Genomic DNA, 18,543 nt, shown 5'->3' on the forward strand with positions numbered 1-18,543 from the left:
ATACCTTCAGCGGCCAGCCGCGTGAGGCGGCCAAGCCGCGCCAGTCAGATCCTCCCCCTGTGGGGGAGGTGTCGGCGCAGCCGACGGAGGGGGGAGTGATCGGCAGATGACCGCAACCTGGATCTTCGACCCCAAAATTCCCCCCACCGGCCTTCGGCCGCCTCCCCCACGGGGGGAGGATCTTGGAAAAGGAAACTCCCATGGTCCAGCCCCGCTCCAAACGTACCCGCCCGGCGCGGCTCCAGCGCGCGAGGCGCGCCTATATCCGCGCGCGGTTCAAGGTCGGCTTCATCCGGGCGGCGATCGCCAAGATGGCCCAGGTCCAGCGCGACCACCCCCGTGACGCCCATCAGGCCGTCCTCTGGCTGCCCCGCTGGGTGCGCCAGATGGCGCTGGACGGCGTCGAGCCGCCCGAGCCGGACATGTGGGCCTTCTACTGGCGGGGGCGGGGCCAGAAGAACCGGGGCGCCCCTACCCTCCTCGCCGCAACCGCTCGCGATACGCCCCCGAGCTCGCCACATAGCCCTCGGCGTCGCCATAGGCCTGGAAGTCGCGGTAGCGGTCGTGCCCGCCCTTGACCGCCAAGGCATGTTTGATCGGGCACCAGTACTGCTCGGTGCGGGCGGTGATCTCGCGGGCGTAGGCGATGACGCCGTTGCCGTAGCCGCAGAACACGCAGTTCAGCTTCTGCACCAGGTTCAGATAGCCCAGCCGGTGGCGGTCGATGACAACATAGTCTCGTCTGCGCACCCGCTGGATGCGCCAGGCGGTGAAGCAGCCCAGCTGGTAGAGACTGACGCTGAGGTCCAGAACCATCAGCGGCAGGGCCATGCCGTAGATCAGCGGCATGGTCAGCAGGGTGGGCCACGGGGTGCGGGCCAGGTGCAGGCCCTTGCGGTGGGCCTTCTGGCGGCGCAGGGCGTCGGCCTTGAAGCACGGCTTGCCGGCCTCGATCACCAGGCCGGCGGCGGCGGCCCGCTCGGCGTCGCGGGCGGCGAAGGCGGCCTCGATCTCCGCCTCCACGGCGCGCAGTCGGTCGATCAGCTGTTCGAGGGTTTCGGCCATGGGGAACTCCGCTTGAGCGCGAGCATGGCGCGAGTCGGGGTCCGTGGGGGCTCCTCCCTTGGCGCGGCCGCCCCTGACCGGATGGATTGTCATTCCGGGCAGGACGCGCCATGGGCGTGGAGCCTTTTCGGGCGGCCGCGGAACGCGCTAGGGTCGCCGAATGCGTCACCTGGTCCCGAGCTCCCGCCGCCTGGTCCCGATCCTGCTGATCGCCCCCCTGCTGGGCGCCCCCTTATTGAGCTTGGCCGCCTGCTCCCGCACCGACGACCGGGCCCACGACCCGGCGGCCGGCGACAGCCAGACGCCGATCGCCCAGCAGGACGCCGCCCCGGCCGCCGGCGGTCCCACCACCCTCAAGCCCGGCCTGTGGAAGACGGTCACCCAGACCCCGTCCGGTCCCGAGGACTCAACCCAGTGCGTGGGCCAGGGCTTCGATCCCGGGGCCGAGGCGGCCCGCAAGGTCTCGCCTTGCGGTCGTCCCACGGTTACCCGCACGGCCGACGGCTTCCGCCTGGACCACGCCTGCCAGAAGGACCACATCGACTACGCCCTGACCGGCCGGGTCAGCGGCGACTTCGTGACCACCGCCACCACCGACCTGGAGCTGGTCGTCTCGGCCTTCGGGCGCAAGCAGACCCTGCGCATGAAGGCGGTCAGCACCTATCAGGGCCCCTGCGAACCGGGCGCCCCGATCGCCGGCCGGGACGCGGCGAAACCCCCCGCTTCATAAGGGGCGAAACCACCTCAGCGCGAAGCTGTGGCATGGCGGCCACGGCGGCCGACGATCGCACGAAACGACCCGACCCGGGGGAACAGTCGGCCGCGGCCCCGCCTTCTAGTTGGGAGGGCCGGCGCCGCGTCCGGAGCCCGCCCGAGGAGTGACGACGCCATGACCGGTCCGCTACTGACCCTCGTCCCCGAACAGGCCCCCCAACTGGCCGACGCCGTCGAGGTCTACGATCTCGGCCGCGGCCCCGAGACCGCCACCCAGCGCATCCGGCGCCTGCAACGCGAGGCGCGGCTGCTGGCCCGCGAGCAGATCGAGGCCCTGGGCCGCGACCTGGAGGGCCTGGGTCAGCGGGCCCGGGAGATCGCCGACGGCGGCGACGCCTATGCCGTCGGGGTGCGCGAAATGGCCTCGCGCCTGGCCACCGACCTGCCGCAGAAGTCGCAGAGCCTGCTGGCCATCCTCAGCCGTTCGGGCAAGGACTAGGCGAAGCGGCGGGGCGGGTCCGGCGAGGCTGGTCAAACCGTCACATCGGCGCGCTAGATGGCCGCCATGACCCTGCTGACCCGACGCGCCCTCGCCACTCACACCATGGCCACCGCCGCCTTGGCGGGCACTTTGACCTCCGGCCTGAGCTTCGCGGCCGCCCCGAGACGGCCGATCGTCATCGCCCACCGCGGCGCCTCGGGCCTACGGCCGGAGCACACCCAGCTGGCCTACGACCTGGCCATCGACCAGGGCTGCGACTTCATCGAGCCGGACCTGGTCCCGACCAAGGACGGCCATCTGGTCGCCCGCCACGAGAACGAGATCGGCGGCACGACCGACGTCGGCTCGCGTCCCGAATTCGCCGACCGCAAAGCGACCAAGACCATCGACGGCCAATCGATCACCGGCTGGTTCACCGAGGACTTCACCCTGGCCGAGATCAAGACCCTGCGGGCTCGCGAGCGGCTGCCGCAGCTGCGTCCCAGCAATACGAAATACGACGGCCAGGCCCAGCTGCTGACCTTCGACGAGGTGGTGGCCATCGCCAAGGCGGGCAGCCGGCGCACCGGCCGGACGATCGGCGTCTATCCCGAGATGAAGCACCCTAGCTACTTCGCCAGCATCGGCCTGCCCGTCGAAGACAGATTGGTCGCCCTGCTGAAGAAGAACGACCTGGACTCCGCGACCGCCCCGGTCTTCGTCCAGTGCTTCGAGGTCACGCCGCTGAAGACCATCCGCGCCCGGACCAAGGCGCGGCTGGTGCTGCTGACCGCCAGCGAGGGCGGCCCGGCCGACCTGCCGAACGTGACCTACGCCCAGCTGACCAGCCCCTCGGGCCTGAGGGACGTGGCGCTCTACGCCGACGGCCTGGGGCCGGAGAAGACCCAGATCGTGCCGCAGGACGCGACCAGCCTGCTGCCGGCCACCGCCCTGGTGAAGGACGCCCACGCCGCCGGCCTGGTCGTCCACCCCTGGACCGTGCGCGCCGAGAACTACTTCCTGCCCTCGTCCCTGCGCCGCGGCGACGCCGCCGCCGCCGACTACCTGGCCCAGCCGGGCGAGGTCGCCGCGGTGTTCAAGGCCCTGTACGCGGCCGGCGTCGACGGCCTGTTCAGCGACTTCCCGGGCATGGCGGTCGCGGCGCGGGGCTAGGCGCGCTCTTGCGGCGATCAGCGGCGCAAGGCAGCGTGCACGCCCGTTTCGACTGGACGCGCCTTCTATGATCCTTCGCCTCGCCGCCGCGACCGCCGCCTTCGTCTTGTTCGCCGCTCCGGCGTTGGCCGCTCCCGAAGGCGCCAAGCTGGACGTCATCGCCAAGGACTTCGTGCGGCTGACGCTGGAAGCCGGCGAGCGCGAGCCGGGCTATGTCGACGCCTATTACGGGCCCGCCGAATGGGCGACCGCGGCCAAGGCCAAGCCGCGCGAGGTGCCCGCCCTGCGCGCCGAGGCCGACCGCCTGGCCGCCGCGCTCAAGGCGGTCGACGGCAAGGCCCTGGGCCCCGACGAGCTCCGCCGCAAGGCCTTCCTGGCCGGTCAGGTCAAGGCCGCCCAGACCCGCCTGGCCATGCTGGCCGGCGTCAAGTTCAGCTTCCAGGACGAGGCCGAGGGCCTGTTCGGGGTGCGGCCGCCGATCAAGCCGCTGGCCGCCTACGACCCGATCCTGGCCAGGATCGACAAGCTGGTCCCCGGCGAGGGCGACCTGGCGACCCGCGTCTCGGCCTTCCAGGCCCGCTACACGATCCCGACCGACCGGCTGGAGCCGGTGATGAAGACGGCGATCGCCGAGTGCAAGGCGCGGACGGAGGCCCACATCGCCCTGCCCAAGGGCGAGCGCTTCGACCTGGCCTTCGTCACCAGGAAGCCCTGGAGCGGCTACAACTGGTACAAGGGCGGGGCTCACAGCCTGATCGAGGTCAACACCGACCTGCCCACCCCGATCAGCCGCGCCGTCGACCTGGGCTGCCACGAGGGCTATCCCGGCCACCATGTGCTCAACGCCCTGCTGGAAGAAAAGCTGACCAAGGCCAAGGGCTGGGTCGAGTTCAGCGTCTATCCGTTGTTCTCGCCGCAGTCGCTGATCGCCGAGGGCTCGGCCAACTACGGCATCCGCCTGGCCTTCCCCGGAACCGAGAAGCTGGCCTTCGAGCGCCGCACCCTCTACCCGCCGGCGGGCCTGGATCCCGCCACGGCCGCGACCTACGACGCCCTGACCACCGCCACCGCCGACCTGGCCAGCGTCCAGAACACCATCGCCGACCTCTATCTGTCGGGAAAGATGGACAAGGAGGCCGCCGTCGCCGCCCTGGCCAAGTACGCCCTGACCTCGCGCGCCAAGGCCGAGAAGTCGCTGAGCTTCATCGAGACCTACCGGAGCTACGTGATCAACTACAACCTCGGCCAGGACATGGTCCGCGCCCACGTCGAACGGGCGGGAGCGTCGCAGGACGCCCGCTGGGCGCGGATGGAGGCGGTGATCTCGCAGCCGACCACGCCGGCGGATCTGGCGAAGTAGGCCGGCTAGTCCCGGGGCGCCAGCACGTGCCCCTCGTCCGGTCCCGCCTCGCCGGCGACCACGGCCGCATAGGCCTTGGCCATCGCCTCGGGTCCCACGCCCTCGATCACCCGCAGCCAGCGCGGCGCGTCGGCGGCGAAGGGGGCCCAGGCGGCGTCGTGGCGCTGGTCCAGACCGCCCGGCCCCCAGTCGGCGGCGCGCTTGCGGATGCGGTCCGGGGCGAAGAAGAACACCGGCTTGGGGCCCGGCAAGGGACCGCCGCTGGGTCCGGCCTCCCAATGGGCGCCGCCGACCACGCAGGAATAGGCCAGGGCGTCGCCAAATCGCTCGTGAACGGCCCGCCGCAACGGCGCGTCTCCCGCGAAGTCGACCAGGAGCGCCGGTTCCTCGATCGGCGCGTCGATAACCGCGTCGTAGGTCACGACCTGATCGTAGCAGCCCAGCCCCTCGACGAAGGCCTTGTTGCGCGCCGAGGTCAGGCCGACCACGCGCGCCTTGCCCCGCTGCCTGAGCTGGAAGGCCAGGCTGATCGCCGTCTTGCTGGAGGCGCTGGTCAGCAGCACTGACCGCGCGCCGAACAGGTCGTTCTCGTCCAGGAAATCCTCGATCAGGAAGCCGGTGACGAACAGCGGCCGCAGCAGGGCCTGGTAGTCCTCGGCCGGGCTGGCCGCGCCCACCGCCTGGTACTGGTTGTAGACCGGCGGCAGGTCGGCGCGATGCGGGGCGACGTCGGCGAAGCCCGTCCGGGTCTTGCGCGGCGTCACCGTCAGGTGGGTCGACATCGGATAGTAGCCGTAGAACCGCTGGCCGACGGTCAGGTCCGGATGGGTCGAGGCCTCGACCCGGGCATGGCCCCAGACCGGGATCCGCCCCCAGCCCTCCGGCCCGGGAAAGAAGTCCCAGTAGCGCATCTGGTCGCCGAACACCGCGTAGGTGACATTGTTGGCCGTCAGGGCGAAGCGCTCGACCGCCAGCCGCGCCTGGCCGTCAGCCAGCGGGACCGGATCCAGGCTCAAGACCTTGGCCTGGCGCAGGTCGGTCTTGTCGACCAAGAAATCCCAGTCCGCCATCGTCGTTGCTCCTCTGCTGGCGGCCAACTTAGCGCCGCCCCATGACAGAACGTCAAACGTTTGTTTGAAGCACTATCCGCCGCAGCCCAAGGCTTGCGGCGCGGGGGCGAAGCGGTCCAAGTCGGGGCCAGCCCAGTCTTGCCTCTCCTCGCGCCCGGGACCCCGCCATGACCAACACGCCCCTGCCCTTGCGCCACTTCCTGCTGGCCCTGGCCGTGGTGGCGGTGTGGGGCACCAACTTCGTGGTCATCCGCGTGGCGCTGGACCACCTGCCGCCGCTGCTGTTCGCCACCCTGCGCTTCACCCTGGTGCTGTTGCCGATGGCGTTCCTGGTCAAGCGCCCGAAGGTGTCCTGGGCCAACCTGGCGGCCTATGGCGTGCTGATCGGAGCCGGGCAGTTCGGCCTGCTGTTCGTGGCCATGAAGGGCCACATCTCGCCGGGCCTGGCCTCGCTGGTCGTCCAGACCCAGGTGTTCTTCACCATCGGCATGGCCATGAAGATCAGCGGCGAGAAGGTACGGCCGTTCCAGGTCGCGGCCCTGCTGCTGGCCGGCTCGGGCATCGTGCTGATCGCCGCCCACGGCGGCGGGGCGGCGACGCCGCTGGGCGTGCTGCTGATCCTGCTGGCCGCCGCCAGCTGGGCCGGCGGCAACATCGTCGCCCGCCAGGCCGGCACGGTGAACATGCTGGCCTATGTGGTCTGGGCCAGCCTGTTCTCGATCCCGCCGCTGTTTTTGATGTCGCTGTGGCTGGAAGGCTGGCCGGCCATCGTCGCGGGCGTCACCCACGCCGACGCCCTGACCTGGGGCGCGGTGGCCTGGCAGGCGGTGGGCAACACCATGTTCGGCTACGCGGCGTGGGGCTGGCTGCTGGCCCGCCACCCCGCCGCGACGGTGACGCCCATGGCCCTGCTGGTGCCAGTGTTCGGCATGGGCGCCTCGGCGATCCTGCTGCACGAGAGCCTGCCGGGCTGGAAGCTGCTGGCGGCGGCGCTGGTGTTGGCGGGCCTGGCGGTCAACATGCTGTGGCCGAAGGTTCGGATGCGGTTTCTGGCGCCGGTCTGAGGCCGGGGACATGCCCTTGGGCGTGTCCCCATCAGAGGGAGCAGCCTTGGGGACACGCACAAGTGCATGTCCCCGGCCTGAACCTTCCCCCGAAACCCTGGAATCGGCGGATGATCGTTGCGGAGGCGGACCGCTCGCCCCACCTCCGCAGCTGTGGACGAAAGTCGGAAACCCGTTAACGCCTCCGCCAAGGGGTCTGGGCTCGAACCCGACGTGTCTCCATGGTGCCGCCTGTAGAGCCCTAGCCGCCAGCCATGCGTTTCGACGACCACTTCCTTGACGAACTGAAGACCCGTCTTCGCCCTTCCGACGTGATCGGGAAGTCGGTGAAGCTGCGGCGGCAGGGGCGCGAATATGCGGGGCTGTCGCCGTTCACCAAGGAAAAGAGCCCGTCGTTCTTCGTCAATGACGACAAGGGCTTCTACCACTGCTTCTCCAGCGGCAAGCACGGCGACATCATCAGCTTCCTGCAGGAGACCGAGCGGCTGACCTTCACCGAGGCGGTCGAGCGGCTGGCGGCCGAAGCGGGCATGGCCCTGCCCGAGCCGGACGCCCGCGCCGCCCAGGACGACAAGAAGCGCGCTACCCTGACCGACTGGATGGAGCTGGCCGCCGCCTGGTTCGAGAGCGAGCTGCGCCGCCCGGTCGGCCAGGCGGCTCGCGACTACCTGGCCCGCCGGGCCCTGCCCGAGGACCAGTGGAGCCGGTTTCGTATCGGCTTCTCGCCGAACGGCCGCACGGCGCTGAAGGACTATCTGGTCGCCAAGGGCGCCAAGCCGGTCGAGCTGGTCGAGGCGGGCCTGCTGATCGCGCCGGAGGACGGCGGCCAACCCTATGACCGCTTCCGCGACCGCATCATCTTCCCGATCACCGATACCCGGGGCCGGGTGGTGTCGTTCGGCGGCCGGGCCATGGATCCGCAGGCCCGCGCCAAGTACCTGAACGGACCGGAGACCACGCTCTTCCACAAGGGCCGACTGCTGTATGGGCTGTACGAAGCCCGCAAGCTGCTGCACGCCGCCCAGGCGGCCGCGCCCACCGAACAGACGCCGATGCTGGTCGTGGAAGGCTATATGGACGTCGTCGCCTGCCAGCGGGCGGGCCTGCCGGCCGTGGCGCCGATGGGCACGGCGATGACCGAGGAGCAGATGGAGGTGCTGTGGCGCCTGCATCCCGAACCGACGCTCAGCTTTGACGGCGACAAGGCCGGCCAGCGCGCCGCCAGCCGGGCCATCGACCGCGCCCTGCCGCTGCTCAAGCCCGGCCGCTCGTTCAAGTTCTCGATCGTGGTCGGCGGCAAGGACCCCGACGACGTGCTGCGCGAGCAGGGCGCGGCGGCGCTGAGAAGCCAGCTGACCCAGACCACCGCGTTCGTCGAGGCGCTGTTCGCCCGCGAGCGCGACCTGGAGCCGCTGGACACCCCCGAGCGCAAGGCCGGCTTCAAGCAGCGCCTGCGCGCCGCCGCCGGGGCCATCGCCGACAAGGACCTGGCCACCGCTTATCGCGACGACCTCTACGCCCGGCTGGACGCGCTGTTTCCCAAGCCCGCGTTCGGAGGATCCGGCGGGTTTGGCGACGGCGGCGGCCGGCCCTTCGTTCCGCGCGGCCAATGGAAGGGCGGCCGCGATCGCGGTCCGCCCGATCCCGGCATCCGCGGCGTGGCCAGGGCGCAGATCACCACGCGACTGAACCCGTTCCACGCCGCCGTGGCCGTCGCCGCCCTGCGCCATCCCGCCTGGGCCCGCCCCCATGACGAGGCGATCGAGCGCATCGGCTTCGGCGACCCGCGCCTGGCCCCGCTGGCGGTCGAGCTGTTCGAGGCCCTGGCCGACGAGATCAGCGACGACGTGCCGTTCCGCGACATCCTCCAGCGCAAGGGCCTGGGCCCGCAGCTGACCGAGGCCGAGCGCGTGGCCGCGGCGATCAGCGCGCCGTTCCTCGACCCGAAGATGGACGTCCACCAGGCCCGAGCCCTGTGGTCCGCCTGCTACGAGGCCCTGGTCGAGATCGCCGACGCGCACCGCGCGCTGGAAGCCCTGCGCCGCGAGGCGGTCACCGCCGGCGCCCTGGCCGCCACCCGCGACCTGCGCGCCCGGATCGCGGTGCTGGAGCGCCAGATCAGCGGGCTGGAATTCTGGGACACCTCCAACACGGTCCCGGCCATTTCCTGAGGCGGACCCAGGCGCCGAGCCCCTTTCCCGAATTCGCCTCCTCAATCTGACGTGGTGTTTACCTTTTGCTGTTTCGGACCTGCGATCGTCGAAGAGCGGACCCGAACACGTCGCGTCGAGTGGAGCGAACCTGAGCCATGTCGTCATCGGTCGCGAAATCCTCGGTCGGGCCCGGCGCCCTGCAGCTGGAGGAAATCCGACCCGAGGCCCTGACCGCGTCGGACCTGGCCCGCTGGCGTGGCTTTCTGGCCGCCGCCCCTGACCTGGGTTCGCCGTTCCTCGACCCCGAATTCACCCAGATCGCCGGCCAGATCGCGCCCAACACCCGGGTGGCCGTGCTGCACCGTCGCGGCGAGATCCAGGGCTTCCTGCCCTTTCAGCGCCGCGGCGCCACCCTGCAGCCGCTGGCCGCGCCCCTGAACGACTACCAGGGCGTCGTCGCCCTGCCCGACCGCCGGCCGGGACTGGACGTCCTGCTGCGGCGGCTCGGCGCCAGCGGCGCGTGGGTGACCGGCTGGATCGGTCCGGCGGGTTCGGTCACCGGCCTTAGCCCGGCCTCGGCCGCCCTCGTGGATCTGTCGGCGGGTTGGGACCACTATCTGGCCGGGCAGTCCCTGGCCCATCCGAAGTTCTTCCGCGACAAGGGCCGCGTGCGCCGCCGTATCGGCGCGACGTTCGCGCGCTACGCCGTGACCGACGACGACCGCGACGGCGCCTGCCTGGCCGAGCTGGTCCGCCTCAAGCGGGGGCAGCTGCACCGCACGGGACAGCACGATATCTTCCGCTGCGGCTGGACACGAGACATCCTGGCCGCCCTGCTGGCGCGGCCGCGCTCGGGCCTGCACGCCCGCATCGCCACCCTGCGGCTGGACGGCGAGGCGGCGGCGTACGAGCTGTCCCTGGTGTCCGACGCCATGCAGCACTTCTGGGTCCCCGCCTACGAGCTTCGCTTCGCCGCCCATTCGCCAGGCATGCTGCTCAGCCTCGACACCCTGCAGACGCGGCGGGCCCAGGGCGCGGTCCTGTTCGACCTCGGTTCGGGTCCCGAGCGCTACAAGGCCTATTTCGGCAACGCCGCCCGGCCGGTGCTCACCGGCTTCGCCTACCGCTCGGACGTCGCCGCCTCGCGGCTGATGGCGGGCGACAGGGTCGGCGGCAAGCTGCGGCGGCGCTGGGCCGTCATCGAGGCTTGCGGCGACTACGCCAGCGGCCTGTCGCGCGGGGCGGGAGCGATGCTGCGCCTATCGCGCGCCAGGGTCAGAGGCGGAGCTGATGACCACCACCGTTCGTGAGTTCGTCCCCGCCCGCGACCTGGACGGCGTCGCCGCCCTGTGCCGCTGGGCCTGGTGGCCGGTGCGCGACCTGGCCGGCTGGAGCTGGCTGGCCCAGGCGCCGGGCATGGCGGGACGGCCACTGGGCTGGGTGTGCGCCGCCGACGACGAGGTCGTCGGCTTCATGGGCAATTTCGTCCAGGAGCGGCGACGCGGCGCCGACACCGCCGCCGCCGCCGCCGCCGCCGCCGCCGTCTGCGGCCACACCTTCCTGGTCCACCCCAAGGCCATGGGCAAGGCGCGGATGCTGATGCGCCGCATCCTGGACCAGGGCGAGGTCGCCGCCACCTATACCTTCAACGCCAACGGCCGCTCGGCCGGCTTCTTCAAGCATTTCGGCTTCGAGACCTGGCCCGAGGCCGGGGCCGACATCAAGCTGGTCTGGCCGGTCGCGCCCGTGACCCTGGGCGTGGAGCGCCTGCTGCGGCGCTGGTCGCAGGCCCGCGGGTTCGCCGGCGTCCAGGGCGGCCGCGAGTGGCTGGCCCCGCGGCCCGCCTCCGCCGCCGTCCTCGCGACGCCGCGCAAGATCCCCGCGGTCCGGGCCCTCGATCCGGCGACCGACATCGACGCACGTTTCGACGACCTGTGGCGAGACCTCGCGGCGACCGGCGCCAGCCTGGCGTGTCGCGACGCCGCCGCCCTGCGCTGGCGGGTCGCCGACCCGATGTCCACGCGGCAGCCGATCCTGCTGGCCTACGAGGCCGACGGTCGCCTGGCGGGCTACCTGCTGGCCATCCTGGCCAAGGGTTCCGAGATCGAGGCGCCGGCCCTGGAAATCATCGACCTGATCGCCCTACCCCAGGTCGAGGCCGCCGCCCTGCCCGCCCTGGTCACGGCGCTGATCGGCCTGGCCCGGCCGCTGGGCGCGGCGCGCGTCCGCCTGGGCCTGGCCCATCCGCGCGTGGAGGCCCTGCTGGCGCCGACCCGGCCCGTGCGGCGGCAAACCCCCTACAGCCATTGCCATGTGCGCTTTGGGCGGCCCGGCGACGACGGCGACCGCGCCAGCTGGTACGCGACCCCGTTCGACGGCGACCAGAGCTTCACCGCGCGCTTTCCGCCATAGTCCGAGCGCATTAAGACGGCCTTGCGTCCCTTCCCATCTTGACTCGCGCGTCATGCAACGCCATCTGGCGACTCAAGGATTTGCCACGCTGCTGATTGACATCGCTCGGGCCGCCATTTTCATGCGCGCGCCCTCCTTGAAACAGGATGTCACCCTCGCCGCCGCCAGGTCCCAGTGGCTGCCGAAAACCCCTCAGGGTCGACGCTGATCGCGCGCGAAGACAACGCCTCCGCAAAGAGCCCTGCTCGCGGAGCGTTAGCCTATGGCTCTTCGGCGCGTGTCAGGCGTTTATCTTGAGAATTTTTTCAGCGGTTCACTGGACAGCTTGCACGGACGACAGGGCGCGATGCGCAGGCGACCCATCACGTACACATTGTCGACGCGCGCCAGGTTTCGGCGCCGCGTCGTTTCGGAGACCTGAATGAGCACCAATTCCTCGGCCGAGACGGAAGCGCCCGAAGCCACCGGCGGCGACGGCCCCCTGCTCGACCTGACCGACGCCGGCGTCAAGAAGTTCATCAAGCAGGCCAAGGCCCGCGGCTACGTCACCATGGACGAGCTGAACAAGGTGCTGCCGTCGGAAGAAGTGACCTCCGAGGCCATCGAAGACACCCTCGCCATGCTGAGCGAGATGGGCGTCAACGTGGTCGAGGCCGAAGAGGACGCCGAAGGTTCGGAGGGCGGCGAGGTCGTCGCCCGCGAGGACAACCAGCAGGTCATCACCAGCGAGAAGCCTGCGGCCTATGACCGCACCGACGACCCCGTGCGCATGTACCTGCGCGAGATGGGCAGCGTCGAGCTGCTGTCGCGTGAGGGCGAAATCGCCATCGCCAAGCGCATCGAGGCCGGCCGCGACACCATGATCCGGGGCCTGTGCGAAAGCGCCCTGACCTTCGAGGCGATCATGGTCTGGCGCGAGGAGCTGGGCACCGGCCGCATCCTGCTGCGCGAAGTGATCGACCTGGAAGGCACCTACGCCGCGATCAACGGCGTGGCCGCCGCCCCGGCCGCCGACGAGGAGCCGGCCGAGCCGGTCGACGAGGAAGCCGGCGGCGAGGCCAAGGCCGAGGGCGAAGGCGAGGACGACGACGATTTCGACGACGGCGCGGGCCCGACGGTCAGCGCCATGGAAGGCGAGCTGCGCGAAGGCGTGATGGCCATCCTCGACGCGATCGCCGGCGAGTTCGAGACCTTCCGCAAGCTGCAGGACAAGCTGGTCGGCAGCCGCCTGAAGGGCGCCGACCTCTCGGATGCCGACCGCAAGGCCTATGAGGGCCTGTCGAACACCATCATCCAGCACCTCAAGACGCTGAAGCTGAACAACAACCGCATCGAGGCGCTGGTCGAGCAGCTGTATGCGATCAACAAGCGCCTGATCGGGCTGGAAGGCCGGCTGCTGCGCCTGGCCGACAGCTACGGCATCAGCCGCACCGAGTTCCTCAAGGCCTATTTCGGTTCGGAGCTGAACCCGAACTGGATCGACCAGGTCAAGGCCATGGGCGTGCGCTGGACCAAGTTCGTCGAGAACGACGTCAACTCGGTCGCCGACATCCGCCAGGAGATCGCGGCCCTGGCCACCGAGACCGGCGTGCCGATCGACGACTATCGTCGCATCGTCCAGACCGTGCAGAAGGGCGAGCGCGAGGCCCGTCAGGCCAAGAAGGAGATGGTGGAAGCCAACCTCCGCCTGGTGATCTCGATCGCCAAGAAGTACACCAACCGCGGCCTGCAGTTCCTGGATCTGATCCAGGAAGGCAACATCGGTCTGATGAAGGCGGTCGACAAGTTCGAATACCGCCGCGGCTACAAGTTCTCGACCTACGCCACCTGGTGGATCCGCCAGGCGATCACCCGCTCGATCGCCGACCAGGCGCGGACCATCCGCATCCCGGTGCACATGATCGAGACGATCAACAAGATCGTCCGCACCAGCCGCCAGATGCTGCACGAGATCGGCCGCGAGCCGACCCCGGAAGAGCTGGCCGAAAAGCTGGCCATGCCGCTGGAGAAGGTGCGCAAGGTCCTGAAGATCGCCAAGGAGCCGATCAGCCTCGAGACCCCGATCGGCGACGAGGAAGACAGCCACCTGGGCGACTTCATCGAGGACAAGAACGCCATCCTGCCGATCGATGCCGCCATCCAGAGCAATCTTCGCGAAACGACGACGCGAGTGCTCGCGTCGCTGACCCCGCGGGAGGAACGTGTTCTGCGGATGCGCTTCGGCATCGGCATGAACACCGACCACACCCTGGAAGAGGTCGGCCAGCAGTTCTCGGTCACCCGCGAACGCATCCGCCAGATCGAGGCCAAGGCCCTGCGCAAGCTCAAGCACCCCTCGCGGTCGCGCAAGCTGCGCAGCTTCCTGGACTCGTAAGCGCTCCAGATCGCCAGGACTGAACGGAAGAGCCCGCCCCGGACGATCGGGGCGGGCTTTTTCGTTCGTGCGGAACGGGCTGGGGACAGGCCCATGGGCCTGTCCCCGATCGGGGGTCGGGCGTCAAGCAACGCCCCTCGGCTCCGGGACCTCTATTGCGGCTGATCGCAGACCCAGCTGTTGCCGTCTTTTGTCTTCTTGCAATAGACCGACGGTCCCGAAGTCAACATGGCGTCGATCTTCTGCTGGCCATTAAGGTCGTAGGCAAACTTGTGATAGTGCCCATGAGAGTCGAAGTTCGACTTCAGGGTCGCCGCGTCGCTCTTCACGGTCCCCAATTGGCCCTTCACGTTCGCCAACTCGCCCTGCAGGCTGGTCAGGCCGCCGTTGACGGTCACCAGGTCGTTGGTGTTGGCGATCCCCTTCAGCGAAACGGTCGCCAGCCCGTTCTTCAGGCTGTCGATCATGTGAGCCTGGTCGCTGACCTGGCCCTGCAAGGTCGCCGTCTGCTGCTGTAGCGTCGCGACCTGGCCGCGTAGGATGTTGACCTGCTTGAGCAGCTCCAGCGGATCGGCGGCGCTGAAGATCGGCCCCTTCGGCATCTGCAGCTGCGGATTGGTCGCCGGTTGCTGGGCCGGGGCCGGTTGCACGGGCATGCGGATGATCGGGGGCCGCTGGGCCCAGGCCGCCGGCGTCGACGCCGCCCAGACGGCGAGGGTCAAGGCGACGAGGGTCAGGCTCGGCGGTCGGATCGCGGCGTGGCTAGGCATCTGGTCGTCCCCCTGGTGAGCCGGCTCGAACCGGCGCCAGACCTTAGCACGACGCCAAACATCGATATGCGAAAAGGGACGCCGCCCGACGGCGACGCCCTTTCCGATCGATCGGGGACGGTCCGGGCTAGTTGCCGACCTTGAGGTCGCCCGAGCCCGCGCCGTTGGCCGAGGCGTTGGCGCCGCTGCGCGAGGCCGAGCCGGACAGGCCCAGCGAACCGCTGTTGCCGGTCGAGCCGCGGTTGGTCGAGGCGTTGCTCGAGCCCGAACCGGTCAGCGAGCCGGAAGCGCCGTCGCCGGTCAGGCCGCCGGCCGCGTCAGCGCCGCCCGAACCGCCGGCGCTGGCCGAACCCGCCGTGTCACGGGCCGAACCGATGGCGTTGCGGGCCGCGCCGGTTCCGCGCGAGGCGACCGAGGTGGCCCGGTCGCGCGCCGCGCCGGCCGCGTCACGGCCGGTCCCCACCGCTCGCGAGGTCAGGCCGCTGGTGTCCGGCGCCGTCAGCGAACCGCCTCCAGAGCCATTGGCCGAGCCGTTGCCCGAAAGGGCGCCGGTCAGGGACCGGCCGGTCGCCGAGGCGGAGCCGGAACCCGCGGCCGAACCGCTGGCGGCGGCGTTGCTCGTGGCGCCCTGCGCCAGGCCTTGGACGCCGCCGGCGGTGTCGCGGGCCCGCCGGGTCGCGCGATCAGCGTGGTGGCGGACCCGGCCCGTGGCGTCGGTGGCGCGGTCCCGCACCCGGCCGGTCGCCTCGGTGGCGCGAGAGGCGACGCCGCCGATGTCAGGGGTCCCGAACTGGCCTGAGCCGGTCAGCCCGCCGGCGCCCTGGCCGGTCAAGCCGCCGAGGCCGCCGCCCAGACCGCCACCAAGCCCGCCGCCCAAACCGCCGCCGAGGCCTCCGCCGAGCCCGCCGCCGCCTCCACCGAGGATCTGGGCCTGGGCCATCGGCGCGGTCATCAGCAGGGCGGCGGCCGTGGCGGTCATGAAGAACGAGATCTTGCGCATGGTCTTCTCCTGAAGAATGGCTCGAGGCGGCGCTTCGTCCGCCTTCCGAACCGTCCAACGACCCGGCCGCGCGCTTTCTTCCGCCCCCCGCGACATTTTTTCGCGAGACGACCTATTTCGCCGCGGCCTCGACCAAACCGTTGCCGAACACCGGATCGACGCCCGGCGCGCCCAGGTCCACGGCCTCGGCCGCGAGGCGGGCCACCGCGCGCTGCGCCGCCGCCGGGTCAGGGGCGTCGAGCAGCCGCGCCAGCCGGCCGGCCACCACCGGCGCGGCGTAGGAGGTGCCCCGCACGCTGGCCGGACGCCCGCCGGGGGCGGCGACCTTGACCTCGGCCCCATAGGCCGCGAAGTCGACATGGGCCGCGCGGCCGGCCTCGGGCAGCAACCGCCGCCGGCGGTCGACGCCCGTCACGGCGATCACCCCCGGATAGGAGGCCGGATAGAGGGCCGGGGCGGCCGGGCCGTCGTTGCCCACCGCCGCCACGATCAGGCAGCCCCGGGCGAGCAGCGCCTTGACCGCCGCCCCCAGCGCGCCGTTCGGCGGCCCCACCAGGCTGATATTGACCACCGGCGCGCGGGCCTGGGCCATCCAGGCCAGGGCCCCGACGATCGCCGAGGCCGAACCGCCGGCCGGCCCCTTGCCATAGACGTCGGCGACCAGGATCTGGTCGGCGCCCGCCGCGGCCAGCAGCGAGGCGGTGGCCGTGCCGTGGGCGCTGGGCCGCGCGCCGCCGTCGGCGAAGCCGCGCTGCTCCAGCCGGACATGGGTGAACACCGGCTGGTCGGCCGCGACGCCGCCGTCCAGCAGGCCCGCCCGTCCTCCACCGTCCTGGGCGGCGGCCGGCGCGACGGCGGAGGCCGCGACCACCGTCTCCAGCCCGGCGTCGGCATAGACGTGGTTGAAGTCGTAGTCGCCGCCCGGGTCCAGGTCGCGCAGCCGCTTGATCGCCGCCCGGGCGCTCAGGCCCTTGGGCGGGGTCAAGGTCACCAGGGAAAGGCCCAGGTCGTCGGACCGCGTCTGGCGGGCGACGACGAAGCCGGCCGCCACAACCTTCGCCAGGGCCTCCGGCGTGGGCGAGACGGCCAGCACCTCGCCCCGCACCACCGGCTGGCCCTGGTCGTCCCGTTCCAGCGCCCGGGGATGGGCCCGGACCAGGGCGGTCAGGCGGTCCAGCCGCGCGGCGGCCAGGGCGTCCGGCGTCAGGCGGTCGGCCAAGCCGTCGACGTCGCTGGCCAGACGGTCGGCCAAGGGCAGTCGCGGCAGCGGCAGCCCCGTCCGCTCGACCACCGATGACGGCGAGGGCAGCAGCTGGGCGCCGGCCGGCGCGGCGCCCAGAACCGCCAGGCCGGCCAGGATCGTGATCAGGGGGACGCGAAGGCTCATGGCGATCCAGGGTTTCCCAGACGGACGAGACGTGACAATGGCCGCATCGCGACGCGCGTGAAATAAGTTTAGGCTCAGGGATTGAACGTCCCCGGCCAAACGTTTCTTCCACAGGACGAAGGCGAACCTTGGATTCCTTCCAGACGGAGATGCTGGCCCTGCTGCCGCGCTTGCGCCGAATGGCGCGGGTGCTGGCCTGGGAACCGGCGGACGCCGACGACCTGACGCAGCTGACCGTCGAGCGCGCCTTGCTGCGCCGCGACCAGTGGCGTCCCGGTACGCGATTGGACAGCTGGATGTTCCGGATCATGCGCAACGCCTGGATCGACGAAGCCCGCGCCCGCCAGCGCCGCGGCCGCGTCCTGGCCCCGCCCGAGGCGGGCGCCCTGGCCGCCGACCCCAGCGCGCCGTCGCTGGAGGCGCGGCTGCAGGCCTCGGCGGTGGAGCGCGCGCTGGAGGCCCTGCCCGAGGACCAGCGCGTCGCGGTCGCCCTGGTGCTGATCGAGGGACTATCCTACCAGGAGGCCGCCGACAGCCTGGAGGTGCCAATGGGCACCCTGACCAGCCGTCTGGCCCGCGGCCGCGCCACGTTGCAGACTGCGTTGATCGACCAAGGAGCCCAGCCATGACCGTTCCGGACGAAGAGGTGTTCGCCTTTGTCGACGGCGAGCTTCCCGCCGAGGACATGGCCCGGATCGAGGCGGCCATGGCGACCGATCCGCAGCTGGCCTTGCGGGTCGAGACCCAGCGGGCGCTGCGCCGGCTGCTGTCGGGCGCCCACGCCGGGGTCATGCGCGAGACGCCCCCGCAGGCCCTGAGCGCCGCGGTCGCCGCCAAGCCGGCCCCCGCGACCCGGCCCGCCGAGGTCATCGCCTTCCCCGGCGTCCAGGCCAAGGGCAAGGCCAGGAGCAAGGACAAGGCCAAGGCGCGCGAGCCCAGGCTGCCGAAGCCGCCCGGCGCGGCCGGACGGGGCTTTCCCGCCTGGATCGGCCTGGCCGCCTGCCTGGTCGCCGGCCTGGTGATCGGCCGCATGGCCGCGCCGCCGCCCGCGACCCTGAGCGGGGCGAACGACCCGGCCCCGATCGCCGCCGGCCCGCTGGCCCAGGCCCTCAACACCCAGACCTCGGGTCAGGCCGCCGGCCCGGTGCGCGTCAACCTGTCGTTCAAGACCGCGTCGGGAACCTACTGCCGGACGTTCCAGGCCGCGGGCCGCGCGCCCATCGCCGGCGTGGCCTGCCGCGACCCGGACACCTGGCGCGTGCGGGCTGTCAGCCCGGCCGGCCCCGGCCCGGCCGGCGACTACCGCATGGCCGGCTCGGAAACGCCGGCCGCCATCCTGGCCGCGGTCGACGCGATGATCGCCGGTCCGCCGCTTGACGCGGCCGGCGAGGCCAAGGCCCGGGCCGCGCGATGGAAGCCGGTTGACGCCGTAAAGGGAGGAGCCGCCCCCCGGTAGGACCGGAGGGCGGCGGGTCCGGGCCCGCGCAGGGGGGAATGCGGGGTGGGCCCGGACCGACTCG

The 18,543-nt window shown here is 71.3% G+C and carries 16 protein-coding genes; 11 read left to right on the top strand and 5 right to left on the bottom strand.

Features of this window, described 5'->3' with window-relative positions; genetic code table 11:
* Window positions 1–471: 471 nt before the first annotated feature.
* Complete coding sequence (locus ACSQ2G_RS21905; RefSeq protein ID WP_436034499.1) at window positions 472–1,065, bottom strand: hypothetical protein; 594 nt, start codon at window positions 1,063–1,065, stop codon at window positions 472–474.
* Window positions 1,066–1,225: 160 nt separating this feature from the next.
* Here ACSQ2G_RS21905 and ACSQ2G_RS21910 point away from each other — a divergent pair, with 160 nt between their 5' ends.
* From ACSQ2G_RS21910 to ACSQ2G_RS21925, 4 genes are all read left to right on the top strand, one after another.
* Entirely contained in the window at window positions 1,226–1,795 is a 570-nt protein-coding gene (locus ACSQ2G_RS21910) for a DUF3617 domain-containing protein (protein WP_436034500.1), read from the top strand.
* A 159-nt stretch (window positions 1,796–1,954) separates the two neighbouring features.
* Entirely contained in the window at window positions 1,955–2,278 is a 324-nt protein-coding gene (locus ACSQ2G_RS21915) for a hypothetical protein (RefSeq protein WP_436034501.1), read from the top strand.
* A gap of 57 nt (window positions 2,279–2,335) precedes the next feature.
* Window positions 2,336–3,433 (top strand): glycerophosphodiester phosphodiesterase, encoded by a 1,098-nt coding sequence (locus ACSQ2G_RS21920; protein WP_436034502.1) that lies wholly within the window; start codon window positions 2,336–2,338, stop codon window positions 3,431–3,433.
* Window positions 3,434–3,500: 67 nt separating this feature from the next.
* Window positions 3,501–4,793, top strand: coding sequence for a hypothetical protein (locus ACSQ2G_RS21925; RefSeq protein ID WP_436034503.1), 1,293 nt, complete (start codon window positions 3,501–3,503; stop codon window positions 4,791–4,793).
* 5 nt (window positions 4,794–4,798) lie between these two features.
* Here the strand turns inward: ACSQ2G_RS21925 and ACSQ2G_RS21930 are convergent, their stop codons facing one another.
* Window positions 4,799–5,863, bottom strand: a complete 1,065-nt coding sequence (locus ACSQ2G_RS21930; RefSeq protein ID WP_436034504.1) for a DUF2855 family protein — start codon at window positions 5,861–5,863, stop codon at window positions 4,799–4,801.
* Between the two features lie 167 nt (window positions 5,864–6,030).
* On the opposite strand from ACSQ2G_RS21930, the gene ACSQ2G_RS21935 reads away from it, so the two are divergent.
* The 5 genes from ACSQ2G_RS21935 (at window position 6,031) to rpoD (ending at window position 13,866) form a co-directional block, all read left to right on the top strand.
* A complete protein-coding gene (locus tag ACSQ2G_RS21935; RefSeq protein ID WP_436034505.1) occupies window positions 6,031–6,927 on the top strand; it encodes an EamA family transporter in 897 nt (298 codons plus the stop codon).
* Between the two features lie 254 nt (window positions 6,928–7,181).
* Window positions 7,182–9,098, top strand: coding sequence for a DNA primase (gene dnaG / locus ACSQ2G_RS21940; protein WP_436034506.1), 1,917 nt, complete (start codon window positions 7,182–7,184; stop codon window positions 9,096–9,098).
* Between the two features lie 137 nt (window positions 9,099–9,235).
* Window positions 9,236–10,390 carry a GNAT family N-acetyltransferase gene (locus tag ACSQ2G_RS21945; RefSeq protein WP_436034507.1) on the top strand — a complete coding sequence of 385 codons (1,155 nt, stop codon included), beginning with the start codon at window positions 9,236–9,238 and terminating at the stop codon, window positions 10,388–10,390.
* On the top strand, window positions 10,371–11,492 hold the full coding sequence (locus tag ACSQ2G_RS21950; protein WP_436034508.1) for an N-acetyltransferase family protein: 1,122 nt from the start codon (window positions 10,371–10,373) through the stop codon (window positions 11,490–11,492). The genes ACSQ2G_RS21945 and ACSQ2G_RS21950 overlap by 20 nt, the downstream gene beginning before the upstream one ends.
* A gap of 421 nt (window positions 11,493–11,913) precedes the next feature.
* Complete coding sequence (gene rpoD / locus ACSQ2G_RS21955) at window positions 11,914–13,866, top strand: RNA polymerase sigma factor RpoD (protein WP_310081066.1); 1,953 nt, start codon at window positions 11,914–11,916, stop codon at window positions 13,864–13,866.
* Window positions 13,867–14,018: 152 nt separating this feature from the next.
* On the opposite strand, the gene ACSQ2G_RS21960 is transcribed toward rpoD, so the two are convergent.
* From ACSQ2G_RS21960 to ACSQ2G_RS21970, 3 genes are all read right to left on the bottom strand, one after another.
* Window positions 14,019–14,636, bottom strand: coding sequence for a hypothetical protein (locus ACSQ2G_RS21960; RefSeq protein ID WP_436034509.1), 618 nt, complete (start codon window positions 14,634–14,636; stop codon window positions 14,019–14,021).
* A 127-nt stretch (window positions 14,637–14,763) separates the two neighbouring features.
* The gene (locus tag ACSQ2G_RS21965; protein ID WP_436034510.1) at window positions 14,764–15,636 is read right to left on the bottom strand and encodes a hypothetical protein; all 873 of its coding nucleotides are present in this window, start codon (window positions 15,634–15,636) and stop codon (window positions 14,764–14,766) included.
* Window positions 15,637–15,748: 112 nt separating this feature from the next.
* The gene (locus tag ACSQ2G_RS21970) at window positions 15,749–17,023 is read right to left on the bottom strand and encodes a S8 family serine peptidase (protein WP_436034511.1); all 1,275 of its coding nucleotides are present in this window, start codon (window positions 17,021–17,023) and stop codon (window positions 15,749–15,751) included.
* Window positions 17,024–17,151: 128 nt separating this feature from the next.
* Between ACSQ2G_RS21970 and ACSQ2G_RS21975 the strand changes: the two genes are divergently transcribed.
* Together ACSQ2G_RS21975 and ACSQ2G_RS21980 are read left to right on the top strand one after the other, a co-directional pair.
* Window positions 17,152–17,652, top strand: coding sequence for a sigma-70 family RNA polymerase sigma factor (locus ACSQ2G_RS21975; RefSeq protein ID WP_436034512.1), 501 nt, complete (start codon window positions 17,152–17,154; stop codon window positions 17,650–17,652).
* Window positions 17,649–18,479: an anti-sigma factor family protein gene (locus tag ACSQ2G_RS21980; protein ID WP_436034513.1), complete on the top strand. Its 831-nt coding sequence runs from the start codon at window positions 17,649–17,651 to the stop codon at window positions 18,477–18,479. The genes ACSQ2G_RS21975 and ACSQ2G_RS21980 overlap by 4 nt, the downstream gene beginning before the upstream one ends.
* Window positions 18,480–18,543 lie beyond the last annotated feature (64 nt).

This window comes from Caulobacter sp. LjRoot300, from assembly GCF_964253875.1.
GTDB lineage: Bacteria > Pseudomonadota > Alphaproteobacteria > Caulobacterales > Caulobacteraceae > Caulobacter.

Excerpts from the sequence above, each read along its gene's own strand:
- ACSQ2G_RS21905 (WP_436034499.1), bottom strand. The coding sequence starts at position 1,065 with ATGGCCGAAACCCTCGAACAGCTGATCGACCGACTGCGCGCCGTGGAG.
- ACSQ2G_RS21910 (WP_436034500.1), top strand. The coding sequence starts at position 1,226 with ATGCGTCACCTGGTCCCGAGCTCCCGCCGCCTGGTCCCGATCCTGCTG.
- ACSQ2G_RS21915 (WP_436034501.1), top strand. The coding sequence starts at position 1,955 with ATGACCGGTCCGCTACTGACCCTCGTCCCCGAACAGGCCCCCCAACTG.
- ACSQ2G_RS21920 (WP_436034502.1), top strand. The coding sequence starts at position 2,336 with ATGGCCGCCATGACCCTGCTGACCCGACGCGCCCTCGCCACTCACACC.
- ACSQ2G_RS21925 (WP_436034503.1), top strand. The coding sequence starts at position 3,501 with ATGATCCTTCGCCTCGCCGCCGCGACCGCCGCCTTCGTCTTGTTCGCC.
- ACSQ2G_RS21930 (WP_436034504.1), bottom strand. The coding sequence starts at position 5,863 with ATGGCGGACTGGGATTTCTTGGTCGACAAGACCGACCTGCGCCAGGCC.
- ACSQ2G_RS21935 (WP_436034505.1), top strand. The coding sequence starts at position 6,031 with ATGACCAACACGCCCCTGCCCTTGCGCCACTTCCTGCTGGCCCTGGCC.
- dnaG (WP_436034506.1), top strand. The coding sequence starts at position 7,182 with ATGCGTTTCGACGACCACTTCCTTGACGAACTGAAGACCCGTCTTCGC.
- ACSQ2G_RS21945 (WP_436034507.1), top strand. The coding sequence starts at position 9,236 with ATGTCGTCATCGGTCGCGAAATCCTCGGTCGGGCCCGGCGCCCTGCAG.
- ACSQ2G_RS21950 (WP_436034508.1), top strand. The coding sequence starts at position 10,371 with ATGACCACCACCGTTCGTGAGTTCGTCCCCGCCCGCGACCTGGACGGC.
- rpoD (WP_310081066.1), top strand. The coding sequence starts at position 11,914 with ATGAGCACCAATTCCTCGGCCGAGACGGAAGCGCCCGAAGCCACCGGC.
- ACSQ2G_RS21960 (WP_436034509.1), bottom strand. The coding sequence starts at position 14,636 with ATGCCTAGCCACGCCGCGATCCGACCGCCGAGCCTGACCCTCGTCGCC.
- ACSQ2G_RS21965 (WP_436034510.1), bottom strand. The coding sequence starts at position 15,636 with ATGCGCAAGATCTCGTTCTTCATGACCGCCACGGCCGCCGCCCTGCTG.
- ACSQ2G_RS21970 (WP_436034511.1), bottom strand. The coding sequence starts at position 17,023 with ATGAGCCTTCGCGTCCCCCTGATCACGATCCTGGCCGGCCTGGCGGTT.
- ACSQ2G_RS21980 (WP_436034513.1), top strand. The coding sequence starts at position 17,649 with ATGACCGTTCCGGACGAAGAGGTGTTCGCCTTTGTCGACGGCGAGCTT.